Source organism: Niallia laureatilytica, assembly GCF_046613985.1.
GTDB lineage: Bacteria > Bacillota > Bacilli > Bacillales > Cytobacillaceae > Niallia.
Genome location: NZ_JBKKHP010000011.1, coordinates 130,072 through 148,198, shown reverse-complemented (window position 1 = coordinate 148,198; position 18,127 = coordinate 130,072). Strand labels below are relative to the sequence as shown.

The following is an 18,127-nucleotide window of genomic DNA, read 5'->3' as shown; positions in this document are numbered from 1 at the left end:
AGGTATTGGGTGAAAGATTTAATAATGGAGCTGTCATTTTGCCAGCTTTTTTTACTGTACTAAAAGGGCAGCATTCCTGTAATAATTGAAGAGAAACCTACTTGTGTTACAAACGGGCAGGATAGCACAATAAGAAATGTATGGGATTTAAAGGAAAAGACAACTGTTATGTAGTAATACATAAGATTAAAGGGGGGAGGATGTGTGTCTTTTAGAATAACATCTGGAGCGGTAATAAAAAATTACGAAAATAAAATCCTTTTAAAAAAAGATCCTAAAAGAGGTTGGGAATTACCTGGTGGAATGGTAGAAAACTCTGAAACAATAATGGAAGCAGTAATCCGAGAAGTGAAAGAGGAGACAGGGATAGATATTGAAATATTAAGTTTTTGTGGTGTCACACAAGAGGTTTCAAGCAATCTTTGCAATATGTGGTGGCTTGGCGCACCTATCGGAGGGGAATTTGAACTCAACACAGAAAGCTTAGAAATTGGATATTTTAATTTGGAAGATTGTCTGACTTTAATAAAGAATGACCAATTTATTAAGGAGTTAGAACTATGCTTAAATAAAGAAAATCATCCGTTTTTTTGTGTGTTTTAGGAGTGAGTATATGGAGTTAATTTTTGTGAGACATGGAGAAGGAGAACATACTATTCAGATTCCAGAAAGTTTAAAGATTGCTGACCCTTCACTAACTGATAAAGGAAAATTACAAGCTAAGACACTAAGGAATAAGTTTTCATTAACACCTGAAGATATCGTAATAGTAAGTCCGATTCGGAGAACACTAGAAACAGCAAGAATTTGGATGAATAATAGCCCGTGTAGAAAGGTTATTCACCCATTGATCGCTCCTAGGCAATTTCCACTCAAAGTAAATGGTATTACATTACCTTGCGATTCTATCCTAGACATAAAAATTCTAAAAGAACAATTTCCGGATTTTGAGTTGGTTAATGAGCATGATTTAAGATTATGGGATGGAGGAATAAATACATTACCTGAAGTAGAATTTAGGGAATTAGCATCTGATTTTATTGAATGGTGTAGAAGTTTGAATCAATCAAAAAGATATATAGTATCTCATGACGGAACCATTACAGCATATAGACAAATTATTTCTAAATCAAAGCTAACTCGTAATGATTTTCCAAAGGAAACAGATGTATATATAATAAATATTTAAAAAACAGGCGGCTGCAGAATGTAGCTCTTTTTTTTATGGTGTTAAAAGTGGCACATTCCATTAATAATGGTAAAGTACCTTTCTTATGTCACAATCGAGGCAGTTTAGTTAAAGTGTACTCGTTCACATGGAACTACCAGACTAAAACTACATAATTAACTTAGCAACAATACATTAACAGCCGTATATCCAGGATATACGGCTGTTCGATTGGAACTAGTTTCATGCAAATGAAATGTGTATTTTAATGTAAAATATAAATTATTTTATGGAATTAAAACTTTTATGAGATGCTTTACGAATATATGGAGGAAGAAGGAAGTGAGGATATGTTTGATTTAGAAAGGCGATGGATTCGGCGCGTACAAAAGGACGGGCATGAAGAGAGTGCAAATAAGTTAATACATAAATATTATAAAGAGATATTCTCTTATACATATAGGCGAGTATTTGATCAACAGTTGGCAATGGATCTAACTCAAGAAATATTTATCCGTACACTGCAATCAATAAACAACTTTGATGAAAAAAAAGCCTCCTTTCGAACATGGCTCTATCAAATTGCAGAGAATCATTGTACAGACTATTTCCGTTCGAAGGGTTTTCGGACAAGAATTAAAACAGATGTCGTAGAACAGATAGAGATTGCTAGTGAAGATGAGGTGCTCCTACAGGTGCTTCATAATCACCAATTGGAAGAACTTCAGTGTGTGTTAACAACATTTGACGAGCAGGAGCAACAAATATTACTTGGAAAACTTATAGATGACTTAACGTTTCAACAGATAGCGAAAAAATTGCATGTACCTTTATCTACTGTGAAAACAAAATATTATAAAGCCATTAAAAATTTAAAACGAGAGTTGGAGGAGAATTAAAAATGAAAAAGTATGATTCAATTCCTTATCCATCTGATGAAGACATTCAAAAACAAATCACGATTATCTTAGAAAAGGGTCTACCTAAACGAAAATCAGTTTTTAGTGTAATAAAAGTACTATTATACCAAGTTGGCTGGAAATACATGCTACCAAATCGTAATGAATGGCTTTTTTCTACCATTGCTATTGTTTCACTTTTATTAATTAGCTTTTCGTTAGGTAAGTATACTGTTTCACCAGCTGGTTTAGCGATGCTCTTTATGTTATCACCATTTCTTTTCGCTAGTCTTTCACTCTATAGCTTTTATCACAAAAGAGAAGCGCAAACGTTTGAACTAGAAATGACAACAAAATATACGGTTTTTCAACTCATTGGTATACGCATGCTGATGTTTAGTAGCCTCGCTATTTTATTTAATACGAGCCTTACACTTTGGCTCTCGTATATGTATGAATTTGCGTTTATTCATTTATGGCTTTTGTCATTAACTGGTTTGTTTTTGTTTGCTGCAGGATTGTTACTCACTATGAGATCAGGTCAGTTGATTCCGAGAATAATCGTTTATGTAATTGGCTGGGTCATATTAAACAGCGGTCTCTTAATGTTGGTAGAATCAGCCTATGTACAAGTGGTTTTGACCCTACCAACCGTTGTATATGGAATAATAGTTGTTTTATTGATCGGAGTATATTGTATGGCATTTAAAAGGATGTATTTACGAAAACAGGAGGGAGTATTGTTATGATAAAGCTTGAAAATATTAGCAAAAATTATAAAGATTTTACGGCTTTAACGAGTATTGATATGCAGTTTGACAAAGGAATTTATGGTTTGCTTGCCCCAAATGGAGCAGGGAAAACAACGCTTATCAAAATGCTCGTAACGTTAATTACACCAACTACAGGCACTATTTACTTTAATAATCAACCGATATCGACATTGGGGGAGAAATACAGAGAGCTAATTGGCTATTTACCACAACACTTCGGCTATTATAAGCACAACTCTCCTGTCCAATATTTACGCTATTTGGCTGCCTTAAAAGGGATGGATAAAAGGACAGTGGAAATGCGAATTGACGAAGTGCTAAATGTAGTAGCTTTGACAGATGTAAAAAATAAAAAAATGCGTAAGTTTTCTGGAGGAATGATTCAACGTGTTGGTATTGCACAAGCCCTTCTTTCCGATCCGCACATATTAATATTGGATGAACCAACAGCTGGACTTGATCCCAAAGAACGTGCACGTTTTCGTCATTTACTGTCAGAGATTGCGCGAGAGAAAATCATTCTTGTTTCAACTCATGTTGTGTCAGATATTGAATCCATTGCTAACAAAATCGTGATGATAAAAAATAAGAAGCTTTTATACAAAGAAGATCCTACAACAATTTGTCAGTCATTAGCCGGTAAAATTTATGAAACGACAATACCATTTCAGGACTTTAAGGAATTTCGAAAACGCTATTTAACACTTTCTGAAAAACAAGAGGATGGACAAATACTGGTCCGATTTTACACGGAACAAGCACCATTTAGCGATTGGAGGGCAGTTTCACCACAGTTAGAGGATGTGTTTTTAGTAGTATACGCTGATGAGCAGAGAGGGTGACCGCGTTGTATATTACTTGGCTTGAAATAAAAAAGGCTTTGTTATCGCCTATAATTTTCGTTCTTTTACTCGCTATGATTGCCTTTAACATATTTTCAATAGTAAGCAATTCATATCACAAAAAAGACTTGCATATTGTTAATGACATTGTTGAAACATATGGTCCAACTTTTAATGATGAGATTTTACAAACGATGGAGCAGGATCTTCTAAAAAAGGTTCAACAACTTGGAGGAGTTGATACGCAATTATATTTGGAAGAGATAAGCTCTGAGAAATATGAGCAAGCAAGTTTTGAAGAACAGCAGTTAATAGATGAGATAAGCTTAAAATTTACATATGTTCAGGAAGCGAAAGGACTAGAAGAACGCTATCGGAAGATTGATTTAAATAAAGAAAAGGCAGCGTTTTTTCAACTTCAAACAATGCCAAGTTGGCTTGAGCAAATGATGCTAAAGGAATTTAATGATTGGGAAAGACGTTTCCATGAAATCGTAGTAACGAATGAATATAAACAGTGGTTTTTCTTAAGTGATTATAAAATGCATAGTAAGCTATTTCGCACTCTTATGAAAACAATGGCAATAGAGGGTGTACTCCTCGTCGTTCTTATAACCGTACTAATTACAAATTATGAATTTGAACAACGTACACAGCTTGTAACATATGCAACTAAAAAAGGGCGAAAACTAATTTTGCATAAAGGAACGGCAAGCTTAATAGCTAGTTTAAGTGTTATATCCTTAATATTTGTTGGTACATTGGCTACTTACTTCAGCATCTACGATTATTCAGCTGTATGGCAAACTTCGATTAGTAGTGGCCTGAATTGGGAATCTAAGTTGCCGTACATTACATGGTGGAATCTATCACTATGGCAGTACACTTTATTGGCTGTGGGTATTTTAACAATGGTTCTAGTGGTTGTAGTAATGCTGACATTTACATTGGGGTTATTAGTGAAAAATAGTTATTACACATGGCTCATTTGTGTGATGTTGCTGATTACTATGTATGTTGTACCATCTTTTTTTTCAAATGGAGTCATTCAATTGCTGACAAATTTTAATATAACGCTCTTACTGTTAAATCCCCATTATTATTTTAATGGGGGAACAACATTTATGATGATGAAGTATCATGAGGTCTGGACTATACTGTTATGGTTGTTCATTGCTAGTATAAGTATATCGATTGCAATTCGTTATTTTAATCGTAAGGATGTGGTATAAAGTGCGATTGTTTCTTTATGAGTTACGAAAAATTTTCTCTTGGAAGTTAATATTATTGATCTTGTTAGTTAATCTCTTACTGTTTAAATTATTAATAGAGTTTGATTTAACTAACTTTCCGAATGGACGTCCAGCAGTGGATCAATTTCAAATGGAACAACAGTTAATACCAAAATTTGGAGCAGAAATAAATGAGGCAGAGTTTTCTGAACTACAGGAAATGTATAAGAAAGAAATAGTAAGAGCTGATGCTTATTTAGCAAATGATTCAGAAGCTGTTGAGGCTGGTATGGAAAGCTATGTAAAATTTAATAATTATGATAACCATAACGAACAACAAAGTGCATATCGTGATAAGCTTTTCTTTAATAGTAAAGCCGATTTTCCATGGCAGCTTCAAGCATATGAATGGTATTTAAATGAACATCAATCTAAAGAAGAAACGTTAATAGCTGAAATGCAAGAGGCTCCAGCAGCACAGAGTAATCGAATGCAACAGCTTCTTGATGAGGAGAAGTTTGCTGTTTATACAGATATTGTGACGGATAACTTTAAGTCATATAAAACAACAGTAGCTATTGTTATTTTCATTAGTATTGCTATTTTAATTTCACAGGTTTTTATTAGAGATACAAGAGCAAGCGTAGTTCCATTACAGTATGCGTGTAAAAAGGGGCGCACAGTTTATCAAACAAAATGGATTGCGGGATTGCTAAGTGGTATATTGCTTACTGTTGTATTATTAAGCTTCTATATGATGCTTTACATGAAGAATGACACAAAATCGCATTTCGACTTACCATTGACTGCATTTGGATGGAATTACTATTGGTATGATATAACGTTCTGGCAGTATATATTGCTATCAGTCGGTATTATTTTTATGTTGTCTGTAATACTTACGATTTTAACAATGGCTATTTCTAGCTTAGTCCCAAATATGATTGTCTTAATTGCTTCACAGATTGTTGTCCAGTTTATTATGATTGCTGGAGGGGCAACAGTTATTGTACGAAATGTAATTGATCTACAATATAACCAACAATTTGTGCCAAGCATTATAGCTGTTTCTATACTAATTATTTTACTGATTATGTGGTTTGTTTGGAAGAGAGAAAAAAGTAAAGATATTATTTAGATTAGATTGATCTTGTAATAGGAAAATTTCTGTGTTAAATAAAGTAGTAGAAGGGTAACATTGTGAAGAATTATACTTAAACAAACGGGGGCTTTTGTTGAATAAGAGGATCATTCTATATGGCCAAAATTAATCGGTAACTCCCTTTGAATTTTTACTTTATTATGTTATCCAAATGTTACATGAAAAAAGTAAAAGTATGACCCGTATTTCAAGATGCTTAATTGTTTCGAGATGCATGCATCTTGAAACAAGAACGAATGATATTTCCATCAAAAGGAGAAAGTAAAATTGCAATATCTAGGTTCTTAAAAAGAAAAGAGAATAAGTTTAAACATACTATAAATAATAATATATAAATCTACAAGTTTTCGTTAAGTAACTTTTTAACGAAGAGAAAAATATAGGAGATCCTACGCTTATGACTAGCTAGAAAGAATAATTTTACGCATCAAGAAATTTAATAAATACAAATATTGGTAATTAAGGGTTCTAAGAAAAGGTACTTCTACATATTTTGCTTTAGTAACAGATTGTAACCTCATGACCTTGTTTATGTTTTCCTAAATTTTTTATATGTTTCGAGAAAAAATGGTGAATTAAATGGAGTCTGAGAAACGTATTATAGTGAATTTAATGAGTCGTTCATCATGCTAACAAATTTAATTTCGTCTGAGCGAACGTAATTCTTAGTGAAATGCCCGTAAAACCTAATAGCTTCAAGGGTCTATGCGTGATTCGAATCGCTAAAAAATCTTGAGACATTCTTATTTCTCATGGCTTTTTTGCTTCTGTTCATTGCTAACATGGGTAAATATCTGCGTAGTGTTAAAATTTGTATGTCCCATAAGCTGTTGTATAGTTACTAAGTCGGTTCCATCCCTTACCATGCCTGTTCCAAAGGTGTGACGTAATTTATGAGCTGTTAATTTCTTTTGCTCCAAGTATTGTTATTACTCAAAAGGCATTCTCTATTACTTTCTGTATTCTCCTTCTGGAAATTGTCACACCTCTTTTGGAAAGAAAGAACGCATTGGTATGATTAGATTTTGGTATAGGCAGGTAAATACGTTCATAATCCAAATACAATAACAGTTCATATAAAGGAACAGGAAGGAGACCTGCATAATAAAAAACCATCAAAAAATAATGGTTTTATTTAATCCTATAAATGAGAGATTTCTGTTTAACTAAGAATATAGAACGTGTTTCAGGATTCACTATTTCAAGTAAGCCATTTTCATGATTAAAAAAGCAGAAGTGTATCTTACTATCGTAAATAACCTTTTGACCGAACTTGATAATTCTAGTCACTGAATCATCCTTTGAGATTATTTCAAGATAACATAGAATTCATATACAGATTAAAAATGGTTGTGTTTTGTCTGTAAGGGAGTATACGTTAGTTGATACTTAAACATTACCATAGTAAAGTGTATGAGTATAGAGAGTAAAGGCAGGGAAATTATTCCTTATTTTCAGTTTCAATAGATATATGTTTATATCTTTATTAAGACAGCGTTTCGATTAAGAATGAAGAGGTTTATTTAGATTTTAGAATAAAATTCATAAATCAACTATGATAATTACCTAACGATTAAATAATTGGTTGATTTTTTTGTTAGTGTTAATAGTAATAGCGATAAGAGCTGCACTGAAAATGCTAGCAAGTATAGCAGAGCCAATACCCATCCAAATAATCGTTATAAGTTTTCCTTTATAGTTAGGCAGCATAATTAACCTCCAATAAGTAGCTTTTTTTTATATTCTCTCTAAGTCAAATTTTTATACCTTTCTGTAAGTTAATCACACACTAATAACATGTTAACGACAGGAATATCATGACCTGTAAAAGCAGCAAGATACTTTATTGATTTGCTAATCCAGGAAGGATTAGCACTATCATAGCAGCATTCTTGTAATAAACAAAAAGAACTTTTCTTGTCTAACGATTGTGTCAGGTTTGTTAAGCACATTTTTTTCACAATATCGTTATTATTTATGCTTAGTAATCGTTGTAAAAAACTTGAAAAAAGTTTGCATCCAATCAATGATATCTTCATTTAATAATTCTTCTTATTTTAGGGGAAATTAACTCGGATATTAGTTTGCATTGGAGGTTACTCGGTGAAAATAAAAATAAAAAAATATTCAAAAACAATGGCAATGTTAATTTTAATTATTCCTTGGTTAACAGTACCTTTATTAGGAAAAGAATCTATAAAGCGTTTTTTGCCCGCTGGAATATTTATATCTTTCATTGTTCACATGTTCAATTTTGTAGCCAAAAAGCGTAAATGGTGGTTTTGGTACCAAATAATATCTCCGAAGATAACTTGGGTATTCCCTTTTACATGGGGACCGTTTTTAGTCGGATCTTTATGGATACTAAAGTATACTTATGGGAAAATTTTTAGTTATTTAGTGTTAAATTTAATTGTAGATGGAGCATTCACGTATATATTTGTTTCTTTCTTTAAAAAAATAAAAATTTTTGCGTTGTCAAAATTTAAGAAATTTCAATTACTATGTATATTTATGATTGATACCTTGTTATTGTATTTATTTCAATTTGTTCTCGAGAAGCAAAAAGGGAAATGATCATTAATTGAGCGTTAATTTAGAAATAATTAATGCTCTTTTTTCTGGCAATTTATTCTAATTGAATTTTCTTCTTAAAAATGAATGTTTAGAAGTAAGTGTGAAGTTCACTTATATAGACAAGAGAAGAAGTATTAACAAAGTATTTATGAATCTACAAGTCTGCGTTAAATTATTATTAATGTTTAATAATATTCATGGTTTACTCTGGCACTAATGGTAGTTTAATTTAAATGAACCATGACATAAAAATATCTTATACTGGAATATTGTCTATCCTTATTAACATTTTCCTTTTTAGTGAATTCAGTTCGAAGTAATAAACAACTGAGGGGAATATAAAACCTATTGTTCCAGTTGTTTAAATTAAAGGATTTTTAATCTAATTTGTTAATATTAAAGGATTATAATCTGATAATACTTCCATTACTTCATCACGAGTAATATAAACATGATGCTCTAAATTTGGATGTGTCGTGCTATTGAAAAGGGGATTTTGATTGTCAAACCAATTAATGTATTCTGAGTTTTCCATTTTAAAAAAATATGCTTTTCCTTTTTCTTTTAAATTTGATTCATCAACCTCTAAATTATATAAACCAAACCTTCCTATCTCTGTTGTATATCTAAAGGACCAAACATAATATTCCATAGGTCCGTTTAATTGGTTATATACAATTTCCGTTATATTGTCGTCATAATCTTCCAGGATTATTTTAAAATAGTCATCATGTTTAACAATACCCCTAAAAAGAATATGAACAGGATGATTAGAGTTTAGGTTTGTTTGTGGTTGCCAAATTTTTAGACTCTCAACGTGCATATGCTTCTCCCCTTATTATTCATATGTAATCTTACCCCACGATTTCCCCTTACTAACTTGATATCTTGGTACCGGTTTTTCGGTTTCTCTGTACTCATGTACTTAATAAGTAAATGTTTTCCCTTCACTATTCATATAATTTTGGGGGCAATTGTGTTGTACGTTCTGCCTTTTTCTTTGGGCTTGCTATTATAATTAATTATTATTCAATTAGTATTGTCTTTATTTAAAAAGTTGAAAGGAAAAAAATTCTTATAACAACATTAATGGGAAACATTAAATTATTGATTGGATAATTAGACCTTAACAAAAATTTTTCTTTTTTCTGTCCATCTATATTTACCAATAGCGAGGGAGTGGCTATCAATAATATGACAGGCACCTCTAATAGAAATAGAGGTGCTTGTTCCATTTATTATTTGAATTTATCAGGAAACTGTTTTACAACTCCAGTTGAAATAGCATTAGCCATTATGATTATATGAGTTACACCCTCATCAATTGAGATGATTCTAGCATTCCAGTCTTTTTCCAGGCTTGCAGTTAAATCATTTGTGACTAATTGGAGATGCATAGCTAATAATTTCTTTAGCTCTTCCTTTTTGAGGAAAGGGTTGGCTTCACTGAGAAAAGCAGCTATATCATCTGCATTTCTAGCCCATTCTTTGTTTAGCTGAGTCACTGTAGTTTTATTTCCGCTTTTAGCTGCATCTATAATTTTTCCTGCTATAACAATATGCTCCTTAAGCAGCTCTGTCAGTTTGTTCCCTGCTTTCTGGCCGTAAACAGGCTTTATTGCATTTCCAATATCCTCTTGATTTTTTAGAAGTCTCGTCAGAACCTGTTTTTGATCCTCTGCACCTGCTGTAGTTGCGCTTGTAATATAGTTGCTTGTCCACAAAACATGATCTAACCAAAGCTTTCGGAAATTATTTTCAAAATCTACCTGTGATTGGCTAATGTGTTTTTCTTGCGGTTTAGCGTAAGTATTTGTTCCCGTCACCATGATTAAGGAAAAAAGCAAAATCCAGCTCATTAAAAATATCTTTTTCATCAAAAATTGCTCCTTATTAGTTAGTAATTGCTTATATTATTTTCAATAGTTTTGGATTTTTTATACATAATAAACGGATTTAATGATGCTGTTTAGAAGGATATTTTTTAAGCTACAATTGGTTCTTAGAAAAAATTTGTTCGGACAAGAGAGGAAGTATAAATAATGAATATATAAAGCTGCATTCTGCGTCTTATTAACGTTTAAAATGCTTAGTAAAAAAACTTCTAATCCTTGATAGAAGTTTTTTATTGCCAACGCCATTTTTCTACGTAAAACTGCGTTATTTAAAAGAGAAATTGTTACTCCCAAGTTATTGCGTGCTTCTGCACAAGACTTATCATACTGCTTATAGATGGTGACAACCATTTATCTTTGTGATAAGCCAAATAAGTGGATAGTGAATTTTGTTCTTTTGTAACTTCTTCTCCTATGAAGATCCCGCCTTTAAGTTCTTCTTTTACAGAAAAGTATGGAACAAGTGATACGCCTAACCCAGCTTTTACACAGTGTTTGATTGCTTCTATACTTTGGAATTCTAGACTATCTTTAATATCTAATTGATTTAATGAAATATATTCGTCAAATACAGATTTATAACTGCATCTTAAATCGGAATATAGCGCTGTATTTAAAGCATCTTTTTTATTTTTAGGCTGGATGAAGACCATTCTTTCTTTTACTAATTCTCCTATATGCAACTCTTCTTGTTTCCAATTATCCTTTTCTAATATTAAAGCTAAATCTATATCACCACTCTGGAGGCTCTTAGTAACATCATAATTTTCTAATGACTTAACGTGAAGGCTCACTTTCGGATATTTCTGCTTGAATTCAAGCAGAATCTGAGGAATTCGGCAAATTGTTAATGATTCCGATATTCCAATGGTTAATTCACCTTGAGGTTCCTTTTCAATAGTAAGTGACTGATTGTAAAGCTCAATTATTTGATTTGCATACGGAAGAAATTGCTTACCGAAGTGAGTTAATATTATTTTTTTTCCGAGACGGTCAAAAAGTGGATTACCTAATACCTTTTCTAGTTCTTTAACATGGGTAGTAATAGAAGACTGTGCGTAACCCAAGTGTTCTGCTGCTTTATTAAATCCGTTCTTTTCAACGATGGTTTTAAATGTAATTAAATGGCGAAGCTCCAAACTAACATCTCCTAATAATAGTTCAATATTTTTGAACTATCTTATCAAATATATTCGTTTTACTAAACTGTACTCTTCATTTAAGCTAATAACAGTAAGGATGTCAATTACTTAATACAACAGGAGGAAAATGACTTGGATAAAAGTATTTTGTTTCAATCTTTGATAATGAATAAAACAGAATTAAAAAATAGAGTTGGACTAGCACCAATGACTCGAATTAGTGCGACAGTAGACGGATATGTTACGGATAAGATGGTCAAATATTACCGTTCTTTCGCAAAAGGTGGATTTGGGTTAATTATTACAGAAGGTACGTATATTGATGATAAAAGTAGCCAAACGTATCAATATCAACCAGGTATTGCATTGGATGGACAAGCACAAGCTTGGAAAAAGGTTGTGGATGCCGTTCATGAAGAAGGCGGTAAAATTTTTATGCAGTTACAGCATAGTGGACCACTCTCACAAGGAAGTCACTTTTCAAAGGACACAATTGCCCCATCAGCAGTAAAGCCTAAAGGCGAACAGCTTAAATTTTATTTCGGAGAAGGGGAGTTTAATGTTCCGAAAGAAATGACAAAAGAAGAAATGAATGATGTGAAAAAAAGCTTCGTAAATGCTGCTCAAAGAGCAAAGGCTGTTGGATTTGATGGGGTTGAAATCCATGGTGCCAATGGTTATCTCTTAGATGCATTTCTTACAGAATATACAAACCTGCGCACTGATGAATATGGTGGAAGTACTGTAAACCGAGTAAGATATTTAGTTGAAATTGCATCTGAAGTGACTAAAGCTGTTGGAAATGATTTCATAGTTGGAATGCGAATCTCTCAATCACAAGTAAACGATTATTTCTACAAATGGTCAGGAAAAGAAGAAGATGCAAAAATTATTTTCACTTCCTTAGGTCAATCAGGCTTAGACTATATTCACGTCACAGAGTTCGAAGCATGGCAGCCAGCATTTGATGGAGGAGAGGAATCTTTAGTTTCTTTAGCGAAAAAATATAGCCAACTGCCCATAATTGCGAATGGTCAATTAGAAAAAATAGAAAAAGCTACTGAAATCTTAAATAGCGGTGATGCTGATATTGTAACATTAGGAAAAGGTGCTTTAGCTGATCACGATTGGGTTAAAAAAGTGAAAAATAACGAAGCTTTATCAGTATTTAAACCAAATGATGTGCTTTACCCAGCAGCTAATATTAAGGATTTCGAGATTGAATAGAGGCGATTAAAGAAAACGGGCAACAGCAGGATCAGCAATTCCCCATTTTATCTGATGTAGCAGTTGTTTTTATGTAAGCCAAAAACATGGCTTTGCAAAAGTAGGAGATTATGAATCAAATCGGAGTGAAGCATTTTGACAGTCAAAATTAAAGTTTATTCAGATTATGTGTGCCCTTTCTGTTTCTTGGCAGAAGCACCATTAGAAGAAGCGATAAAAGGAAAAGATGTAGACATAGAATGGATGCCATTTGAGCTGCGTCCGTATCCAAACGAAACGTTAAGGCCAGAAGGAGATTATTTACAAAGAACTTGGAAGCAGTCTGTTTATCCAATGGCTGATAGGATGGGAATTAAGATTGTCTTACCAAATGTATCACCACAACCTTATACTCACTTGGCATTTGAAGGTTTTCAATATGCTAAGGAGAAGGGAAGGGGAAATGAGTATAACATTCGTTTACTGCGTGCGTTTTTCCAAGAAGAACAAGATATTGGTAACATGAATGTTCTTACAAAGCTAGCAGGTGAGGTTGGCCTCGATGTACAAGCATATCGAACGGCGCTGGAAAATAGAACGTTTCGTGAAGAACACCAAAAGGCATTACAACATGCTTATACTGAAGCTAACATATCTGCAGTTCCTACCTTTATTATAGGAGATACAGTCGCTGCAGGTATTCATTCGAAGGAAAATCTAGAGAGAATCATAAATGAAGAAATAAGCAAGCAGAATTCTAGTGAAATACCGGAAGGACTGGCTTGTGGAATGGATGGATGCTAAAAATTAGTTAATTTAAGATTCGTTTACTTTGAGCGATACTTCTAGTATCGCTCTATTCATTTGTTTAAAGGGACGGCGACTTCGCCTAAATCAAAGCGACACATGGGAAAAATCTGAAGCACAATTCCTAACAGGCGAGCTTTTAAGAAAACTTTCTTTATTGCTTATTCTAAAACATTACATATCCGTAAATTTTAATACTTACTTGTGCTTTCAAAAAACGGCATATTACGATAATCGGATGGATTTCTGCCGGTTTCTTTTTTAAATTGACGAAAGAAATGTACTTCGGAAGAGTAACCACACATTTCTGAAATGTCATTCAATGTCAATTCTGTATGAGCAATGAGATATTTAGCTTGATCAATTCTGAACCGAATTACGTCTTTGTGGAAAGAGATGCCAAAAAGTTTCCTGTACAAATGCTGGAAATAGGAGGTGCTTATTCCTAAAGTAGAGGCAACGTTCTCTGCCTTGTACGACTGCATGACATCAGACTGAATGCGTAATCGTAAATCTCTTAATTTTGAATGAAAAGGACTATAGTTATCATCACTGCCTATTTCAAGATAGTAGGACATTAGTTTATTAATAAGGACTTGAAGAAGTATTGAAACATTTTGCTTCTTAAATTCTTCTCTTGAATAGTTATACTCCCAAATAATTTCTTGAAAGATAATATTAATATGCCTGGAATCAGCTAGATATATAAGAGTATTAAGAGGAAAGTTCATCTTGTCTAAAAGCGTAGGATCATTTGATTCAAAGCGCAGCCAGTCATCAATATACACTCCATCTGGATTCTCGTAATAATAAGGAGTGTTAGGACTAATAATTATAGCTTCGTTAGGTCGACCTTTCATGGATACACCGTTAACATTATAGATTGCATTGGATTTCAGTGATAATAAAACATAACAAGGGATACCATGGGGTTTTGACATTCTAAACGTTAAAGGATGACGCATATTTATTCCGCCATTTATTATCGAAAAAAGTTCGTTCATTTAGAATGCTCCTTCCTATAATGCTAGCGATACTAGTGATGAAGTAAGTTTAGAAGTATTGCTTTTAAGGAAACTTTCAAATTTTTGTATAAAGCTAAGTCTAGTGTCATGTCTACGTTAATTACATTCTATTTTCAGGGTCTATGCTTCACTTATATTTTAATAGTTGATTTGGCGCGTTTTGAAACGCTCACAAATATTTGAATTTATTATATTATAATCAGAAAATTTTTCATAGGGTTCTTGTTCAATTGTTCTAAACATGGCAGAAAACAAAAAAGTTAAAAATGTTAGTATTTATAAATTACGTAATTGTTTTTGAACTCGGTTTTAAATAAACTACAAATACAGTTTGGTACTGATTTTCCATAAAATCTTTCGAAAGGATCGAAAGATTTTTAAAGAAACCAAATTGTAAGCGTAACCATAAGCGTGATTATGTTTTAAGCAGTAGATTTTTATCAGTGCGATAAAAATTATTAATTAGTGAAAGGGGAGAGAGGTACGAATGAAAAAATTAAAAAAGTTATGTTTTTTCACATTCCTTATTGTGTCAGTAGTATTAGCTGGTTGTCAGAACAATAAATCGAATGCAGTGGAGGATGGGACATTAACTATTTGGAGTACGTGGATGACGCCTAGTCCAACAGTCAAAAGCTATGAGGAATCACCTTTTCATCAAAATTTAGAAAAGGAATCTGGTGTTAAATTAAAATGGCAGTTTCCAACGGAAGGTTCAGACTGGAGCCAGGCGTTTAATTTAATGCTCTCTGAAAAACAATTACCAGACCTGATTTATTATGGCTGGATGGGAGTGGCTGATAAATACATTAATGAAGGGGCCATACGAGATCTGACAAAAGATATTGAGGAAAAAGCACCAAACTATTGGAAGTTTTTAAAAGAACATCCTGAGTTTGATCGTGCAATGAAAACGGATGATGGAAAGTATTATATGTTTGGCTTCTTTAGAGAACAGCCGTATCAAGCTTCTTACATGGGGCCAATGATTCGCCAAGATTGGCTAGAGGAACAGAACTTATCATTGCCCGAAAATATTGCAGATTGGACCAAAACTATTGAAATTTTCCATGAGAAATATGGTGCTCAATTAACCTTTCAAACTGGTTGGCGTATGAGTCCAGGATTTGCAGGGGCCTTTGATGCTCATGGGTCATTTGACACTCGTTATTTCATTGATAAGAATGGCCAAGTACAGTTAGCACAAGCTCAGCCTGAATGGAGAAATTATATGGCTTGGTTTAACGATTTATATAAGAAAAACTTAATTGATCCTGATTTTGCAACAATTGATGATCAAGGCGTGAAAACAAAGGCATCTCAAGATAAAACTGGTGCAACTATCATGAATGCCGGAACTTTATTAGCAATGAATACGGATGCAACAACAAATGAAACGGGTGCCGAGTGGGTAGGCGCACCATATCCGAATCAAGCAGATGGCACAAAATCAGCATCAATCTTCACAGAAGATTTATATAATGCACAAGGCATCGCAATCTCAACATCATTACCAGAAGAAGAATTGGATGCAGCGTTTAAATTTTTAGACTGGGCTTACACGGAAGAAGGAATGCAATACTGGAATTTTGGTAAAGAAGGCGAAAGTTGGGAAATGGTAGATGGGCAACCTACCTTTACTGACTTAATAACAGAAAATAAGTTAGGTAAAGATGAAGCAATTGCTCTTTATACAGGTAACTGGTTATCCGGACAAGGTGTTCAACTTTCACGATTTATTGAACAACGTTTGGATGAACCATCATTTAATGCTTCAAATTCATGGTCAGATGGTCAAGAAGAGGCAATCGACTCTATTTTCCCTGCAGCTGTTTCTATGACATCTGAGGAACGTAAAGAAGCTTCTAATCTTGAAAATACGATAAATACTTATGTTAAGGAACATGCATTAAAATTTGTGACTGGAGAGGAAAGCCTAGACAAGTTTGATGACTTTGTAAAGGAATTAAATAATCAAGGCTTGGAACGACTGTTAGAAATTCGTCAAGCTGCCTATGAACGTTATTTAAAGCGCTAAATATCCATAAGCTGATACCTGTTTTTGAAGGTTATCAGCTTTAAAATCATTATTACTATTAGGAGTGAAGAAGCTTGGTTGGAAGGCATCAAACGGAATTTGAAACGTATTTAGATAAATGTGTAGACAAATTAAAGTGGGTAAGTGAAAGGAATCGCAATGGAATTCCTTATTATGTATTAGAGGATGGTAAATACAACAATATGGATAATGCATATACCAAGTCAACCACAGGCGATGTTAGTTGGTGGACGAATGGTTTTTTTGCAGGTATGCTGTGGCAGCTTTACAACTATACTCGAGAAGAAAAGTATCGTGAATGGGCAAGAATTCAAGAAGTCAAATTGGATCGATGTTTTGATATTTTTCAAGGTTTAAATCATGATGTAGGTTTTATGTGGCTGCATACATCGGTGGCAAACTATCAAATGACACAGGATCCAAAGGCAAAAGTGCGTGCTGTCCATGCGGCTAATATTCTTGCTGGACGGTTTAATCTTAAAGGAAATTTCATACGTGCGTGGGGTGGGATAGATAATCACTGTACAGGGTTGGCTATCATTGATTGTTTAATGAACTTATCGTTATTGTATTGGGCAACAGAAGAAACCGGTGATCCTAGATTCGAACAAATCGCACGTGCACATGCGGATATGGCACTTGACCAGTTTATACGTGAGGATGGTTCAGTCCATCATATTGTAAAATTCGATGCTGCAACAGGAGAAGTAATAGAAGCGGAGCGCGGTCAGGGATATGAGGTAGGAAGCAGCTGGACTCGTGGTCAAGCTTGGGGTATTTATGGTTTTGTGAATAGCTTCCTTCATACAAAGGATGAACGCTACCTTGATGCGTCAAAAGAAATTGCAGATTATTTTATAAAGCACTTACCTGATTCGCGTCTAGCACCTATTGACTTTCAACAGCCTGCAGAAGATGACTTTGAAGATAATAGTGCAACTTGTATTGCCATTTGCGGATTGTTGGATTTGGGAAAAGCACTCAATAAAGAAAAAACAGATGGAAACAAATATATTGAGGTTGCAGAAGAAATGCTAAAAGCTCTTTGTGAAAATCGTTTGTGTTTAGATTCGACTAGCGAAGCATTGGTGGAACGTTGCGCAGTTGCCTACCATTTTGACAAACATATAACAACGTTAATTTATGCTGATTATTTTCTACTGGAGGCATTACTAAAGGTTAACAATCAAGAATTAAAAATGTGGTAAGGGAACGACCGAACCACTAATGTTGTTGAATTGGAAGGATGTTCAGGATGTTGTAAAGTGAGTGTCTTTGGTCTAAACGATTGAACAACTTGGGGTGTCGCTCTTAGTTGGTAAAAGAATCGAAAATGGATG

Annotated in this window: 18 protein-coding genes; 12 read left to right on the top strand and 6 right to left on the bottom strand. The window is 33.7% G+C overall.

Annotated elements, in window-relative coordinates:
- The first annotated feature begins 204 nt into the window (after positions 1-204).
- From ACLIJJ_RS21860 to ACLIJJ_RS21830, 7 genes are all read left to right on the top strand, one after another.
- On the top strand, positions 205-603 hold the full coding sequence (locus ACLIJJ_RS21860) for an NUDIX hydrolase (RefSeq protein ID WP_411411669.1): 399 nt from the start codon (positions 205-207) through the stop codon (positions 601-603).
- 10 nt (positions 604-613) lie between these two features.
- Positions 614-1,189, top strand: coding sequence for a histidine phosphatase family protein (locus tag ACLIJJ_RS21855; RefSeq protein ID WP_411411668.1), 576 nt, complete (start codon positions 614-616; stop codon positions 1,187-1,189).
- Positions 1,190-1,518: 329 nt separating this feature from the next.
- Complete coding sequence (locus ACLIJJ_RS21850; RefSeq protein WP_411411667.1) at positions 1,519-2,067, top strand: RNA polymerase sigma factor; 549 nt, start codon at positions 1,519-1,521, stop codon at positions 2,065-2,067.
- A 2-nt stretch (positions 2,068-2,069) separates the two neighbouring features.
- Positions 2,070-2,816, top strand: a complete 747-nt coding sequence (locus ACLIJJ_RS21845) for a hypothetical protein (protein ID WP_411411666.1) — start codon at positions 2,070-2,072, stop codon at positions 2,814-2,816.
- On the top strand, positions 2,813-3,682 hold the full coding sequence (locus ACLIJJ_RS21840) for an ABC transporter ATP-binding protein (protein ID WP_411411665.1): 870 nt from the start codon (positions 2,813-2,815) through the stop codon (positions 3,680-3,682). The genes ACLIJJ_RS21845 and ACLIJJ_RS21840 overlap by 4 nt, the downstream gene beginning before the upstream one ends.
- Before the next feature lie 128 nt (positions 3,683-3,810).
- Positions 3,811-4,914 carry a hypothetical protein gene (locus ACLIJJ_RS21835; RefSeq protein WP_411411664.1) on the top strand — a complete coding sequence of 368 codons (1,104 nt, stop codon included), beginning with the start codon at positions 3,811-3,813 and terminating at the stop codon, positions 4,912-4,914.
- Positions 4,915-5,050: 136 nt separating this feature from the next.
- Positions 5,051-6,052, top strand: a complete 1,002-nt coding sequence (locus tag ACLIJJ_RS21830; protein WP_411411663.1) for a hypothetical protein — start codon at positions 5,051-5,053, stop codon at positions 6,050-6,052.
- 767 nt (positions 6,053-6,819) lie between these two features.
- On the opposite strand, the gene ACLIJJ_RS21825 is transcribed toward ACLIJJ_RS21830, so the two are convergent.
- A complete protein-coding gene (locus tag ACLIJJ_RS21825) occupies positions 6,820-6,996 on the bottom strand; it encodes a tyrosine-type recombinase/integrase (protein WP_411411662.1) in 177 nt (58 codons plus the stop codon).
- 646 nt (positions 6,997-7,642) lie between these two features.
- The gene (locus ACLIJJ_RS21820; RefSeq protein ID WP_411229977.1) at positions 7,643-7,786 is read right to left on the bottom strand and encodes a hypothetical protein; all 144 of its coding nucleotides are present in this window, start codon (positions 7,784-7,786) and stop codon (positions 7,643-7,645) included.
- 393 nt (positions 7,787-8,179) lie between these two features.
- Between ACLIJJ_RS21820 and ACLIJJ_RS21815 the strand changes: the two genes are divergently transcribed.
- On the top strand, positions 8,180-8,653 hold the full coding sequence (locus ACLIJJ_RS21815) for a hypothetical protein (protein WP_411411661.1): 474 nt from the start codon (positions 8,180-8,182) through the stop codon (positions 8,651-8,653).
- Between the two features lie 382 nt (positions 8,654-9,035).
- Here ACLIJJ_RS21815 and ACLIJJ_RS21810 read toward each other — a convergent pair whose 3' ends face one another.
- The 3 genes from ACLIJJ_RS21810 to ACLIJJ_RS21800 all read right to left on the bottom strand — a co-directional run bounded on the left by ACLIJJ_RS21810 (position 9,036) and on the right by ACLIJJ_RS21800 (position 11,687).
- On the bottom strand, positions 9,036-9,476 hold the full coding sequence (locus ACLIJJ_RS21810; protein ID WP_411411660.1) for a hypothetical protein: 441 nt from the start codon (positions 9,474-9,476) through the stop codon (positions 9,036-9,038).
- A gap of 415 nt (positions 9,477-9,891) precedes the next feature.
- Complete coding sequence (locus tag ACLIJJ_RS21805) at positions 9,892-10,530, bottom strand: glycosyltransferase (protein WP_411411659.1); 639 nt, start codon at positions 10,528-10,530, stop codon at positions 9,892-9,894.
- A gap of 302 nt (positions 10,531-10,832) precedes the next feature.
- Complete coding sequence (locus tag ACLIJJ_RS21800) at positions 10,833-11,687, bottom strand: LysR family transcriptional regulator (protein WP_411411658.1); 855 nt, start codon at positions 11,685-11,687, stop codon at positions 10,833-10,835.
- A gap of 135 nt (positions 11,688-11,822) precedes the next feature.
- Between ACLIJJ_RS21800 and ACLIJJ_RS21795 the strand changes: the two genes are divergently transcribed.
- Together ACLIJJ_RS21795 and ACLIJJ_RS21790 are read left to right on the top strand one after the other, a co-directional pair.
- Complete coding sequence (locus ACLIJJ_RS21795) at positions 11,823-12,917, top strand: NADH:flavin oxidoreductase (protein WP_411411657.1); 1,095 nt, start codon at positions 11,823-11,825, stop codon at positions 12,915-12,917.
- A gap of 135 nt (positions 12,918-13,052) precedes the next feature.
- A complete protein-coding gene (locus ACLIJJ_RS21790) occupies positions 13,053-13,700 on the top strand; it encodes a DsbA family oxidoreductase (protein WP_411411656.1) in 648 nt (215 codons plus the stop codon).
- Positions 13,701-13,894: 194 nt separating this feature from the next.
- Here ACLIJJ_RS21790 and ACLIJJ_RS21785 read toward each other — a convergent pair whose 3' ends face one another.
- The gene (locus tag ACLIJJ_RS21785; RefSeq protein ID WP_411411655.1) at positions 13,895-14,707 is read right to left on the bottom strand and encodes an AraC family transcriptional regulator; all 813 of its coding nucleotides are present in this window, start codon (positions 14,705-14,707) and stop codon (positions 13,895-13,897) included.
- 508 nt (positions 14,708-15,215) lie between these two features.
- Here ACLIJJ_RS21785 and ACLIJJ_RS21780 point away from each other — a divergent pair.
- Positions 15,216-16,766, top strand: a complete 1,551-nt coding sequence (locus tag ACLIJJ_RS21780) for an extracellular solute-binding protein (RefSeq protein WP_411411654.1) — start codon at positions 15,216-15,218, stop codon at positions 16,764-16,766.
- Positions 16,767-16,840: 74 nt separating this feature from the next.
- Entirely contained in the window at positions 16,841-17,995 is a 1,155-nt protein-coding gene (locus tag ACLIJJ_RS21775) for a glycoside hydrolase family 88 protein (RefSeq protein ID WP_411411653.1), read from the top strand.
- Positions 17,996-18,127 lie beyond the last annotated feature (132 nt).